The sequence below is a fragment of the Corynebacterium pseudopelargi genome, assembly GCF_003814005.1.
Classification (GTDB): domain Bacteria; phylum Actinomycetota; class Actinomycetes; order Mycobacteriales; family Mycobacteriaceae; genus Corynebacterium; species Corynebacterium pseudopelargi.
Window position 1 is genome coordinate 388,715 of record NZ_CP033898.1, and the last position, 13,147, is coordinate 401,861.

9 protein-coding genes are annotated in these 13,147 nt (G+C 53.9%); 7 read left to right on the plus strand and 2 right to left on the minus strand.

Translation table 11 applies throughout. The features are described from left to right. Nucleotides 1–28: 28 nt before the first annotated feature. Nucleotides 29–568 carry a TetR/AcrR family transcriptional regulator gene (locus tag CPPEL_RS01870; protein ID WP_123959551.1) on the minus strand — a complete coding sequence of 180 codons (540 nt, stop codon included), beginning with the start codon at nt 566–568 and terminating at the stop codon, nt 29–31. A gap of 157 nt (nt 569–725) precedes the next feature. Here CPPEL_RS01870 and CPPEL_RS01875 point away from each other — a divergent pair, with 157 nt between their 5' ends. Next, the gene (locus tag CPPEL_RS01875; protein ID WP_123959552.1) at nt 726–2,288 is read left to right on the plus strand and encodes an MFS transporter; all 1,563 of its coding nucleotides are present in this window, start codon (nt 726–728) and stop codon (nt 2,286–2,288) included. A 68-nt stretch (nt 2,289–2,356) separates the two neighbouring features. Here CPPEL_RS01875 and CPPEL_RS01880 read toward each other — a convergent pair whose 3' ends face one another. After that, nucleotides 2,357–3,916, minus strand: coding sequence for a glutamate-cysteine ligase family protein (locus tag CPPEL_RS01880; RefSeq protein ID WP_123959553.1), 1,560 nt, complete (start codon nt 3,914–3,916; stop codon nt 2,357–2,359). A gap of 605 nt (nt 3,917–4,521) precedes the next feature. On the opposite strand from CPPEL_RS01880, the gene CPPEL_RS01885 reads away from it, so the two are divergent. The 6 genes from CPPEL_RS01885 (at nt 4,522) to CPPEL_RS01910 (ending at nt 13,135) form a co-directional block, all read left to right on the plus strand. After that, nucleotides 4,522–5,607, plus strand: a complete 1,086-nt coding sequence (locus tag CPPEL_RS01885) for a DNA cytosine methyltransferase (RefSeq protein ID WP_123959554.1) — start codon at nt 4,522–4,524, stop codon at nt 5,605–5,607. Between the two features lie 2 nt (nt 5,608–5,609). Next, entirely contained in the window at nt 5,610–6,080 is a 471-nt protein-coding gene (locus tag CPPEL_RS01890; RefSeq protein WP_123959555.1) for an AAA family ATPase, read from the plus strand. Continuing rightward, nucleotides 6,077–7,903: an AAA family ATPase gene (locus CPPEL_RS01895; RefSeq protein ID WP_123959556.1), complete on the plus strand. Its 1,827-nt coding sequence runs from the start codon at nt 6,077–6,079 to the stop codon at nt 7,901–7,903. Before CPPEL_RS01890 ends, CPPEL_RS01895 begins: the two co-directional genes overlap by 4 nt. 1,288 nt (nt 7,904–9,191) lie before the next feature. Beyond that, nucleotides 9,192–9,380 (plus strand): hypothetical protein, encoded by a 189-nt coding sequence (locus CPPEL_RS01900; protein ID WP_123959557.1) that lies wholly within the window; start codon nt 9,192–9,194, stop codon nt 9,378–9,380. Nucleotides 9,381–9,669: 289 nt separating this feature from the next. After that, the gene (locus CPPEL_RS01905) at nt 9,670–10,044 is read left to right on the plus strand and encodes a hypothetical protein (protein WP_123959558.1); all 375 of its coding nucleotides are present in this window, start codon (nt 9,670–9,672) and stop codon (nt 10,042–10,044) included. Nucleotides 10,045–11,803: 1,759 nt separating this feature from the next. Further along, nucleotides 11,804–13,135 (plus strand): APC family permease, encoded by a 1,332-nt coding sequence (locus tag CPPEL_RS01910; protein WP_123959559.1) that lies wholly within the window; start codon nt 11,804–11,806, stop codon nt 13,133–13,135. Nucleotides 13,136–13,147 lie beyond the last annotated feature (12 nt).

Genomic DNA, 13,147 nt, shown 5'->3' on the forward strand with positions numbered 1-13,147 from the left:
ATCAACCTTCTGGGCTTTTTTGTGTGTGCTAGAGGTTTTGCAAGATGGTGCTGCTTAAACGCTTGCGGTTGGCATCGTCTAAGGCAGAACCGGTGGCGTAGAGATACCCCCAGGCGCCATCGGCGCTCATGCGTGCCACCAGGCAGAGGAGTTCTTCTTTGCTGAGCTCGCCAATGGGGGTTTGATCCTCGGGGAACCATCGCAGATACACCTGCATCCAGGGCTCAAGCCACTCGGGTTCTTGGGATGCCTCGATAAGAAAGCGTTTTTCGCCCACGCTTGGTGCGTTCAGCGCTGCTTCGACATAGCCTTTGGTGCGTTCGCGCAGCGTTGCTTGTTGCGGGGTATGTCCGGTGGCTTGTTCTAGTGCTTGCTCGAAGTGTGCTGCCAGTTGTTGGTGCACGCCGGTAATCAGTGCGTGCTTGGTGGGGAAGTGGTAGAGCAGGCCGCGTTTGGTCACCCCTGCTTTTTGGGCGACGGTATCAAGGCTGAGTGCTCCCATTCCGCCTTCTTCTACTACTTCCAGTGCTGCCTGAATTAGGCCATTACGTGCGTTTTTTCTTGCCATGTTGCCTCCGATCAAAAGTAACTATACCATTTGGTATACTGCACCAGTTGGTGAAGTAAACGGCGAACCTGCCGACGAGGCTGCACAGCAGATGCCGCCTCGCACACCAAGGCCTTAAAACACAACGCACTACAACCAAAGAAAGGAAGGGCGCATCATGGCGCAGGCAACAACACCCAAAGCCACTAAGAAGTCATGGATCGGGCTTGCAGTACTCGTGCTTCCCATGCTCCTTATTGCCATCGACGGCATGGTCTTAGTCTTCGCACTGCCAGAGATCACCCAAGACCTCCAACCCACAGGCACCCAGCAACTCTGGATCCTGGATATCTACTCGCTCATGCTGGCCGGGTTACTGATCACCATGGCCTCCCTGGGAGATCGCTTCGGACGCAAGCGAGTCTTGCTCATCGGCGCAGGGCTGTTTTCCATCGCATCGATCATCGGCGGGCTCTCGCCCAATCCCGAAACACTGATCTTTGCCCGAGCACTATTGGGCGTGGCCGGATCGATGATGATGCCGGGCACCCTATCGCTGATCCGCAACATGTTCCTCGACCGCGATCAACGCCGCATCGCCATGGCCGTATGGGCCGCCATGGGCGCATTGGGAGCGGCCGCAGGGCCAATCGTGGGCGGCTGGATTATCGAATACTTCAGTTGGCACGCTGCCTTCTTTATGAACCTGCCCGTCATGCTCCTGCTGCTCATCCTTGCCCCCACCTTGGTGCCAGAAAGCAAAAACCCCACGCCAGGGCGCGTGGATGTCTTAAGCATCATCTTGTCGCTCGGCGGCATGATCGCTTTGGTCTATGGCGTAAAAACGCTGGCCAATGATGAAGACACCGCAGTAGCACTGCTCACCGTGGCAGCAGGTGCACTGCTGCTGGGCGTGTTCGTGGCACGCCAACTCCGCCTGGCCGAGCCGATGATTAACGTGCGGCTGTTTAAAAACAAGGCCTTTACCGGCGCAGTGCTTACCAACCTGCTCTCTGTCTTTGCCATGGTGGGTGCACTTTTTGCCCTCACCCAATACCTGCAGTTGGTCGCCGGGCTGAGCATTATCAAGGCCGCACTGTGGCTACTACCCCAAGCATTCGTTTCTGCCATCGCCGGCTTTATTGCCTCGGCGCTGGTAAAGAAGGTGCCCACCGCTGCGATCGTGGCAAGCGGCATGCTCATTACCGGTAGTGGCTTTGCCATGCTCATGGCGTTAACGCCCACCACGCACCCCTGGTTCGTGTCGGTGGCGCTGTGCCTGGTGGGCCTGGGCTCAGGCATCGGGCTCACGCTCACCAATGATCTGATCATGAGCTCGGTGCGGCCCGAGGAATCCGGGCAGGCTTCGGCTATTAGCAACTCCGGCTATGAGCTCGGCACCTCCTTCGGCATTGCCATCTTGGGCTCGCTGCTGCTGAGCTTCTACCGCAGCGGCGTGGAAGGCGCACTGCCCGCGGGCCTTCCTGCGCAGGTAGTAGAAGGGGCAGAAGAAACACTGGCCACAGCCTTAGTCTTTGCCCAAGAATTGCCAGGCGAGCTCGGCGCTCAGCTAGCGGCAGCGGCAACGGATGCCTTCACCAATGCCCTTGCCTCCACCGGCGGGGTAGCCATGGGCATCATGGTTGGGTTGGCCGTTTTTGCCACCGTGATGCTGCGCGGAGTATCTGCCCAAGAAGACATCGCAGAAGATCCACAGCCAGCACTTGAGCCCGCGAGCTAACAACAATCAACAACCCACAAAGGGGGCACCGGCCAAAAGCCAGGCGCCCCCTTTGTGGTGTGCGGGGCCTAGTGCACCTCGGTAGACCAGGTATGTACGGGCTTGCCGGTTTGCTGCTGGGCAATATAGGCCTTGAGCATGCGGGCAATGGCCTCGCGACGAAGCGGCGTATCGGGCGCATCGAGCAGATCGCTCGTAGCAAGCGCTTGCTCACCTTGGGCCTCGCGGTACTCAGACACTACGGCGGCGGTGGCGTTTTCTAAGGCCACGAGCTGCCATGTGGCGCCATTTTGCTGGCTTTGAGCACGGCCTTCGATGATGCTCAGGTTTTCGTCGATAAGCTTTGGATCCACCTCAAGCTGCTTTAAGCCCTGCTCGGCGTACTCCAGCAGGTGATCGGTGACGAGCTTAGATACGGGAATGCGGCCAAGGGTAGGCCACTCAAGGTGGGCGTAGAGGCCATCGCGGGCGCCGGCGAAGAAGTTGCTGGTGGCGTCCTGGTAAGAAAGGCGCGACCACACGGGACGAGTTTGGCCAACCAAGAAATTGACCAAGCCGTAGTAGAAGGCGGCGTCGGCGACGATATCTGCCACGCTCGGGCCTGCCGGAAGCAGGCGGTTTTCCACGCGGATGTGCGAAAGCTCAGTGTTTGGATCATAGATCGGACGATTCCAACGCCAGATCGTGCCGTTTTGCAGGTTCAAGTAGTGCAGGCCGGGCTTGCCGTCGGTGATGATCGGGGTGCCGGCCTCCACGCGGTCCTCGGGCAGGAGTGGGGAGAAGTAGCGAACGTTTTCCTCGAAGAGGTCGAAGGCGCTGGTAATCCAGCGCTCGCCGAACCACACGCGCGGGCGCACACCCTGGGTGATCAGCTCGGGCGTGCGGGTATCGATGGACTGCTCGAAGACGGGAATGCGCGACTCGTGCCAGAGCTTATGGCCTGCAAAAAGCGGAGAGTTGGCACTCAACGCGGCCTGCACACCGGCGATGGCCTGCGAAGCATTCCACGCCGCAGCGAAGCGATCCGGGGCTACCTGCAGGTGAAGCTGGATGGAGGTGCAGGTGGATTCGGGCGCAACGTCTTCAAAATCCTCGTGGTAGCGCTCCTGGCGCTCCACATCGATGCGCACCAGCTCGCCGCGCGATTCCAACACGGAATTAGAAAGCGCCTTGTAGCGATTCTCGGGAGTCATCCAATCCGGGCTGTGCAAGAAATCGGTGGTGACACTGGGCAGGGTGCCGATCATGGCCACCTTAGCGCCGGCCTTGTTAGCGGCCTCGCGGACCACGTCGAGGCGCTGCGTGAGGCCATCGTGGAGTTCGCGCAGGCCATCGCCGGAAATGGAAAGCGGTGGGTGATTGAGCTCTACGTTGTAGGCGCCGATCTCGGACTGGTATTCATCGGCGTGCTCTTTGGGCAGCGCGTCAAGCACATCGGCATTGCACAACTTTGGCTGCATATCCTCATCCACGAGGTTGAGCTCCAGCTCCAGGCCGATGGTGCCCTTATCAATGAATTCTGCTTCTTGCAGATGCCTATCAAACACCTCCAGATCATCCATGAGGCGTTGGCGGTAGCGCGTGCGTTGACGCGGCGTGTAGGACTCTGTGCTCACTGCATCTCCCATGAGAACACAGTATATGCGTGAATTGCCATGAGTGTTTGCTTCGCTTTTCGACGTTCCCGCGTGGTGGATTTTTGGTGAGGTGGTGGGTGGTGGTGGGGTGTCAAGCGATTGCTTACTTGGTGGAAAGGCCATCGGATCTTCTCCTATGGGGTCAAGTGATTTACGCAACCGCATGACATGTGCCGGGGGCGTTGTATGTTGAATTGCAACAGGTGCCCGGCTGGACTGTCCCCTCAACGGGTGATTTACACATGGCCGGGATCCTGCACTGCCGGGATCGCTCGTAATTGGCGAACAGTAACCTCAAGAACAAGAACCGAGAACAAAACTTAGGCGCTGGATATAGGTGTCGTCTAGATCTCCAAAGCAGTTGAAATGCTCAAAGCAGTGGGGAAAATCTGTAGGATGACAAACTACAAAATTAAACGGCTAGTTGAAAACCTGCTTTATTGTAAAAAACACAGTGAATCAAAGAAACTACGTTCTCTACCTGGGGAAGAAATTGAGCTCCATTTCCGGCTCTTAACCAGCGAATTTGGTTGCCTAACTCGCCAGGTTAATGTTAGAACACGCAAGATGCACGAAGACACAAAAGAATGCGGAATATGAAAGCTCTACGACTAATGGATCTATTTAGCGGTGCGGGCGGCCTAAGTCTGGGGCTTGAAACAGGAAGTCAATCGATCAAAACGGTGGCCGCTATCGAGGCGAACCGTGATGCAGCCGCAACATTTCAATTAAATCATCGCGAGGCTAAAGTATACAATCAAAATATAGAACAATGGGAAATGGAAGATATAGGGGTTGACATTCTAGCAGGGGGACCGCCATGCCAAGGATTTTCAAGCTTGGGGAAAAAATCCCAGGAGGATCCGAGGAATAAACTTTGGGAACAATATGTAAGGGTTGTGGCGGAGACTAAACCCACTTGGCTAATTATCGAGAATGTGCCAAATTTCCTAAAGAGCCTAGAGTTCCAGCGCATGGCAGAAAATCTGCAGAACGACTGGCTAGGATCTTACGAGTTATTCTCAACCATAATCAACGCGGCCGACTGTGGAGTTCCTCAAAACCGTAAGAGAGCAATCATTATCGGTCATCGTCGTGGTGGAATGATACCGCTCGTTGAAGAATTAATAAATGCAGAAATGGCCAAGGTTAAACGGTCGACTCTGAAGGATGTAATTTTCGACCTAAACTACAGTCCGAATGAAACAGAATTAGGTCGAAGGACGATCGATTTGAACGGGGCGACCCTCAAGGGGCCATTTTGCGGCAAAGAGCTCCACCTGAACAGAAAATATGCCGAGCTCTCCATAGAAAGATTTTCGTATATAAAGAAAAATGGAAATAGGCACGATATTCCTGACCACCTGCTACCTGATTGTTGGAAAAAACATTCAACAGGCGCAAGCGATGTTATGGGTCGCTTAGATTGGGAGCGGCCGTCAGTGACTATACGGACGGAATTTTTCAAGCCTGAAAAGGGAAGGTATTTGCATCCAGAGAGGAACAGGGCGTTGACCCTTCTGGAGGCTGCCCGTATCCAAGGCTTTCCAGATACGTATAAGTGGGTTGGCTCTAAAACCTCTATCGCCCGTCAAATAGGCAATGCTGTTCCAGTTCACCTGGCGGCGCTAATTGGGCGGGTTATCGAAAAGTGCGAGAGTGGCGACCAGGAAAGGTTTTAAAATTGGCCAAATTTGTTACCAAAACGATCTTAGACAACGCGAAAGCGGGAGACTTGGTCGCGGATCTGCAGAAAATGTGGGATCCAAAAGTGTGGGGTCGAAGTTCAATTAGGGAACTCACGTTGGATAAATATAAGAGTTTCGAGCTGGGCACGGTAGTGTCCTTCGATTTTCCAATAACTGTACTCGTTGGCGCCAATGGGGGTGGAAAATCGTCTGTGCTGCAGGCTGTTGCGGGTGCTCCGGCTAGAGCTAGCCTCAAGAAATTCTGGTTTTCGAGCAAAATTGATGAAATCAAAGATCAGCCAAATCAAACTTTCTCGTACAGATATGTGGCAGGCAAGGCCACCAAGGAGGAAATTCGCTCGATAGGTGAGCCTAACCAAGGTTTCCTGCATCAAGACACCAAAGACATTGTGCTCGCTAGAGTCAGGAAGGCTCGTGTCACAAAGCAATTTACCAAAAAAGCATGAAAAGAGCTTTCCCTGGAGGCCTTGACCCAGATTATTGGGAGCCAACTAAGGCACTCAAAAAAGGTTACTTTATCCCAGCTAGTGGGCTGGATCGATTTCTCAGCAATAAAAGGGATCGATGGAACCCTATGTCGGCCACAGTCGCCTTTTTTGATTATCGGACAGAGATTAGTGCCTACGATAAGGTTAGATACCACAGCTCGGGGGTTAGGTATCTGAAAACTGAAGATGAGCGTAGGATAAGGATTTTACGATCCGCTGAGAAGCTTCGCAAAGTGTTCGATGGGACCACAAAAAATAAAGAGGTTCTCGCAAAAGTTGATAGCAATCATGACGCTACTTTGGATTCCAACCTTGTTGAGATTGTAAATTGGATACTGGATAAGGACTATCAAAGTATTCGTATTATTAAGCACAAGATGTATGGCCCAATGGGGTATTCTATCTGGTTCACCAGAAGGGATCCCTTCGATAGTTCGGGCGATGTGGTCGATAGCGAGACTTTACAAAAGAATTCGGAAATCAGGTTCTCTGAAGCTCACGCTGGAAGTGGTGAATTTGGCGTAGTAAAGGCTCTGTATGAATTACAAATGTTCGCGACCGATTGGGACGATCTGACAGATTCAAAAGGTTCTTTGGGGTCTGATAAGGGGGTATTTCCTGAGGGGCGGATAGTTTGTTTGGATGAGCCTGAAACGTCGCTACATCCAGAGGCTCAAAAACGTCTCATGATGTTTCTGCTTGACTTCTCTAAGCGTTACCGAGCTCAAATCATTATTTCGACACATTCGCCGTTCATCATTGCTCGTCTTCCCCACGAAGCTATAAAGTATGTAGCTTTTGATTCAGAAACTGGAATTAGCTCCATCCCCTCGCAGCGTTGCGATCCGTCAGTTGCTTTCGAAAGGTTGGGGGACGATCTAAATTCTGCGCGCTCCACTGTTTTTGTGGAGGATGTGATGGCAAAGTTGTTGGTTGATGCCGTTTTGAGGAGGTACTCTCCGGCTCAAACGGCGGTTCCGTATAACGTAGTTGTTTTCCCCGGTGGTGCGGGGCAGCTCGCAAAAAATGCTCTGCAGGTTTTGTTCCGTCAAACGGACACCCGATCTGCCGTGATTCTTGACGGGGATCAGTGCCCCTTTGACCGGCTTTTGATTGATGACGATGGGCACCCCGTTTATGGAAGGATAATGAACTTTGACAAATGGAGCGGAAGAGTTGATTCAGACCTCTCAGCGATTTCGGCCACCGATGATCAGCAAGGTAAAGAATGCATTGAATCCCTTTATCGCAAGCTAGCCTTTGACTCAAAGGTGTCGAAATTGGCTCTTGATTCGAATGTGGAATACAAAAGGTTAGTTGAAGAAAATGTGAATTATCTAAAATGGATGCAAAGGCACTTGTCGTTTCTCCCCGGCAGGAACCCAGACTGGTTTGTAGCAGAAGTGCTTTTTGGTGAAAAGTTCGTCAACTGGCTCAACAAGAACCAGCCGTTCGGTGAGCTGTGGAAGCTGGAAAAGCGTGATGGAGTTAACCGAGTTGTCGGTGCCGACCGCTCAGATTGGCACCGCCAGGATTTTTGTTTGGAGTCTGATGGTTCACGAAAGTGCCTTGCTTCCTTATTTCCCGGCAATTATGCCAAGGAGTTTCTCAGGCAAGAGCTATCGTCTGCTAAGGAAGAGAGCGCCTTTCTGCAGACCGACGACTATGTTAGTTGGGTTTCGAGTCTGTTCCGAGAAAGAGAGGGGGAAGAGGAGGTGGTGAATGCCTTGGCCTTGGTGAAGAGCCATCTCGATCCTGTCCTTGAGTTTAAGGAGGGCTAAGTTTGTTTCTGCCGAGAGATCCTCGAGTGACTTGTTGTGTGCCTACGGATTAGTTTCCGTCTAGTTCATCTCACTTCGATTTTATTGAACAAGTGTTCTTGCTTGTTCGAGGTTGTCAGGGTCGGGCGTTAGGTAGAGTCTTGTTAGGCTACTTGCGAATTGCTTTTCCTAGCTAGGTTCATATATTGATTCTGCTGTTTCAGTGGGTTTGGTGAGCCAAAACCGTGCCTCGGTATCTGATTTCTTGGCTCCGGGAGGCGAAATGAATTTAAGCTATCCGTGTGTGGTTTTCGGCCGGTTCCCGTGACAAACCCTTTAGTCTCTTTGCGTTGCATTTTTGCCTTAGCTAAGAAAGTTGCAGTTAGTGTGCGCTAATCACGTGGAAGTCGCGGTTGGCTAAAGAATTTACCCGGTTCTCGACTGCCTGTCCGCGTTTTATGTTTTCAGACGTTCGCTGGTTTACCGCCAAGTTGACCTTCGTTGTCTAGTAGGTCCGGTGGTCTTAGTTAGGTTTTTTTGAAAGTTCGACGCATGGTTTTTACTAGGTTAATTGACCGTTTTGGGTATCGCCCATTTGAGAGGCGCCGCGTCTTAATCTAGTTTCTTCCCATCTATGGGGTACATAGTTTTACCCACCTGTCGATCTACTTTTCCGCAATTGCCTTCAGGTCAGCGCCCGTAAGCTGGTGCTCGGCAATGGCACCAAGTCGTCTCTAGTTAGGAATGTCCACATGGTAACTATCGCTCGGCGAACTTACTATTGCCCCAGTTGAGGCGGTCGAAAAGCGCCGCATTTGCGTTTCCTCGCCGCGGGAGCTCGGACGTCTTTTGATACAGGAGTTTAGAACGAACATTCGGAACAACTTTGCGTTCTCGCCCTGCATTCTCTGGGACGTGAAAGAACGCAGCCGCGAGAATTGAAACGGTGCTCTCAAAAAAAGGAAGATCCTAGCTCTATGGAGCCGTTGCTAGTTAACTACGAACAGGGTCTAAGCTGGGTTCCCTAATTTGCTGAGATGGCAAACACACTCAAGCACTATCAAAACCGTCGCGCAGAGCTGCTTCCCGAACTTTGTGAAGTGGCCGAGGCGTCCGGGCATCCCTCGCTGTAGTAGCCGCCTATGGATCTACGGCAGAGGCGGTGGGCGTTACGAAGCCGATGATGTAGGCTCATTCACCATCCTCGTGGTGATCAATGGAAAAATCTCCTTGAGCAGTAAAATTCGTTTGCAGCGGATTCAAGCTAGCCCTCAAACTTAACTCGCTCCTGCCCAATGGATTCGATAGAGTGCTCCAAGTAAACAATATTTGCTCCAGGTTCGCATCGCGGGATCCTCACGCAGGCAACACCGCCTTCGATGACAACATCTGGGCGCTCTTCACCGTCGAGCTGGAGCTGGTGTCACTGAACACCCCACCTGTCCCCGCCCAACGCGATAGCCCCGCTGGCGCCCCGCAATTAGGAGACATCGGGTGAATACGGCAGTGGCGGCGTCGAGCTGGAACTAGGCGCCGAAGGCGAAGCCCGCGAGAGGTTCGTTGAGTCTTCGATGTAGCAATTGCAGGACGCGCGCGGGTCGTACACCATATAGCTGTTTTGAATCTGATCTCAGCACTACTCGCCACTCGACTAGCGCACCATGGTCTATCTCCAAGGGCTGACCGCTGCCGAATCGCCAGATGGAGAGCCGATAGCTGCGCGCATTGCGTAGGCGAAGTTGCCTCGATCCGTCACCGGGCGTGAGTAAAACGAATTTTGTAATAATATGGTTGCCTGGCTCGCCCAAGATGCAACGCTGCCAGCAACGTTCGCGGAGGTATCGGACTCCGAGTACCGGATCCCTTGGGGTGGCGATACGGACGTGGAACCAGAGGAAACCCCATCGTCGCCTACGGCGCACCCGGCAGACAATGCCGGTAGCTCGGAGGCAGTAGAGGCAGCCATCAAGTACACCGTCGCGGACATTGTGGATGCAGGCTGCTTCATCCCCAAGACGATCTTGAGGCCATCCTCACGCATTGGCGGAAAAGAAGAACCTCACCCGGCCACGTGGCAAGATCAACGTCCTGCCGGCGCTGGTTGGGCAACTGCTGGAAAATGTCCAGATCAACTGCACATTTACCGATATTACGGTGGATAGCCTGGTGAACCGGTATCTCTTAAGGCGCTGCACCGCGCGGCCACCATGGTGCAGGTGATGAGTAAGCCCGGGCAGCGCTACGGCACTCTAACGATCGAGCGAACCAAAGAGGCCGTGGCTCTCCCGGCGCCGGTTCGGCAGTTGTGCCGGATCTTGACTAGCGCTGGCGTTACCTTCCAAGCGGATGCACCCAAGCCTCGTGGTCGGTTATCGCGGCAGGGACGAAAGCCCGTGGCGCTAGCCTCCCTGGTTCTGCAGCTCCTGCTTTCTGATTGTGGGACGGGTCACGCTGCCGTGAAGCCGTCGGATCTCAGCGAGGAGAAGCTGCGAAAGTTGTTCGGGGCCGCTCTCCTGGGACTCTATTGCTTTTATTTGACGCCGCATGGATGGCGGGTGCATGGCGCGAGGAGCCTCCATTGGGCTGTGGATGACGTCTCCGGCGAGCCCGTGGGGTAGGAGCCGAAGCTACCGCGAATGATGACGGACATCACTCTGGTGGGCTCTGAGGGCTGCTTGGTTATCGTGGATGCGAAGTTCACGAACATGGCGACGGGCCGCCATGGCGATCATTCTACCCCCTGAAAACTCTGTACTTATATTAGATTCACGCTTACATGACGATGGCGCAGCTGAATTCCGAGCAGCTACGTGGAGTCAGCCTGGGGGAGAAGATGGTTGGTTGAGTGATGGTGTTTGCCAGCCTGTGCATCGAGGGGTGGCCCGAGGTCCGCGACATCAAGAGTGGGTGATGAGCGGGGCATCCGATGACGTTTTCCGCGCTGGAGCTTATGGGCTCTGCTAGAGCCGTCCGCGATGATGCCCTCACCGTGGGCATGGGGCTGATGTAGCCTTCAGTTTCCTTTCTCGGATTCGCGCCATCGCAAGGCACCACAACAACAGAGCGTCGATTCGGCGCTCATGAAACCCAACTCAGTCGTGAGAAACAACTCTTCTGTGGTCTTAGCTGAGAACATGTAAAAGCCTAGGGCTGTTACATCTCTGTTGCAATGGTGTAGAAGCCTGATGCACCTGCGGTCTCGGAGCGTTCTTTACCCCGCGGTAAGGAAAACGGCTACTCTGTGCGAACGGTCTCTGGCTTCTCATTCTGTGCTGGGGCTTCTTCAAACAGAAGGCGATCAGCGCGATTCCCGCGATCGGTGCGATGATGTCCCCTTTCGTGTCGAACTCTCCGCTAGTAAGAAGTTGTTTCCCGGGCGTGACTGAGCGTGAATCAGTGCATCTCCATCACCACACCGCTGGCACAGGAACCGCAGGTAATGCCCAAGAACATGTTTTAGAAAGCGTGGCTTGCGCCAGTCTTCCGAGAAATGCCTCTTATCAATCAAGAAGGGCAAACAACAAACCGAAAATTACCAGGTTCGCTATGCCCTGACTCCCATATTTGGATTGGTTCCATGCAGTGCAGTGAACGTCAGCGATGTCGCGATCAACGCAACGAAGACTTGCGGCAAGCAATGTGGTCAGGAAATGATTTCCATGAAAGCACCTCGGAGCAGGAAGTGAGCCAGCGTAATGAAGAACGTAGGAGCCACATCCTGCGTCAACGCTTAGGAAAAATCAACACAGCGCAAAAGTAAGGTTGAAACGAACACAACTGTGACCGCCCCGAGGTTAACCACCATGCCGATGAAAAATCGGAGCGCCCCCTCCCGCAAAACCCGCGCACCCAAGCACCTCATGCACCTATTCTTAAGTGCATCCGATAAACAACAACGTTTTCACCTAAACGAGGTCCCTCATGAACCAACCCTCAAACGCGAAGGCCAGCAAGGGCTCCATCGGTGTGGTCGGCGCTGCGGCGATCGGCGTCGGCGGCATGATGGGCGCCGGGCTCTACACCCTCGTAGGCTTAGCCAGCGCCTCAGCCGGTGCGTGGTTACCACTGGCATTTTTCATTGGCGGCCTCGTCGCGGCCTTCTCCGTCTACTCCTACTCAAAGTTGGGCATGAAGTACCCCAGTAGGGGAGGGGCCGCGCAGTTTCTTATCCAGGGCTTCGGCAATGGCTTAATTGCCGGAGGCATGAACATCTTTCAGTACTTCGGCTGGATCGTCGCCATCGCCTTGTATGCAGCAGGTTTCTCGGAATATGCCAAGGTGATCTTCCACCTGCACGATTCGCCTTGGGTGGGCAAGCTCATCGGCGTGGGCATCATCGCGGCTTCGGTGATGATCAATATCTTCGGGTCCAAACTCGTCGCGCGCACCCAAACCATCATCATCGCGGTAGAGCTCGTCATTCTCCTGGCCTTCATCGTGATCGGCCTGGTGCACGTGAGCCCATCTTCTTTTAGCGATGCCGTAGCCAAAGAAAGCGGCGCGAGCCTCCTCGGTGTGCTTTCTGCAGCCGGCCTGCTGTATGTCACCTATGAGGGCTTCGGTGTGGTCACCAATGCCGCAGGCAGCATGAGTAACCCCAAAAAGCAGCTCCCAAAGGCCATGTACTTGGCTTTAGGTGTGGTCATGCTCGTTTACATCGCATCCAGCGTGGTGGTGATCGGATCCATCGGCGCCCATGGTGCCGAGGCGGCAGAAGGCCATGCGCTTGCCGATGCCGGGCGCCAAGTACTCGGTGCCATCGGCTTTACGGCCATCGGTGTCGCAGCCCTCGTGGCCACTGCATCGGCGGTCAATTCCACCATGTTCGGCGATCAAAATTTGGGCATCAATATCTCCGATGCCAATGAGATTCCGAAGGCCTTTGAAAAGCCCACCAAGTTCGGCGGCAACCTCGGCATTTTTGCCACCGCCATCTTTGCTGCCATCTTCGTGGTGATCTTCCCGCTTTCGGCTGTAGGCCAGCTCGCCAGCTTGGCCTTCTTATTGGTCTACGCCACCGTCAACCTCGGCCACCTACGCCTGGTGGAAGAAACCGGGGCAAATCGCTGGATTCTCATGGTGTCTGTGGCACTGAATCTTCTGCTGTTCTTGCTGCTGTTTTCTCAAACCATCATCCACAAAGAAGTGCTGACTTGGGTGGCGCTCATCGTGCTGTTGGTAGCCAGTTTTACTGCCGAGTGGTTCAGGCGTAAGCACACAGGCCAGGACAATTCCTGGATCGTGCGCTCCTAACACCTCCACCCC

Coding starts and splice junctions, on each gene's coding strand:
- CPPEL_RS01910 (WP_123959559.1), top strand. CDS start 11,804: ATGAACCAACCCTCAAACGCGAAGGCCAGCAAGGGCTCCATCGGTGTG.
- CPPEL_RS01885 (WP_123959554.1), top strand. CDS start 4,522: ATGAAAGCTCTACGACTAATGGATCTATTTAGCGGTGCGGGCGGCCTA.
- CPPEL_RS01880 (WP_123959553.1), bottom strand. CDS start 3,916: ATGGGAGATGCAGTGAGCACAGAGTCCTACACGCCGCGTCAACGCACG.
- CPPEL_RS01895 (WP_123959556.1), top strand. CDS start 6,077: ATGAAAAGAGCTTTCCCTGGAGGCCTTGACCCAGATTATTGGGAGCCA.
- CPPEL_RS01905 (WP_123959558.1), top strand. CDS start 9,670: ATGGTTGCCTGGCTCGCCCAAGATGCAACGCTGCCAGCAACGTTCGCG.
- CPPEL_RS01870 (WP_123959551.1), bottom strand. CDS start 568: ATGGCAAGAAAAAACGCACGTAATGGCCTAATTCAGGCAGCACTGGAA.
- CPPEL_RS01875 (WP_123959552.1), top strand. CDS start 726: ATGGCGCAGGCAACAACACCCAAAGCCACTAAGAAGTCATGGATCGGG.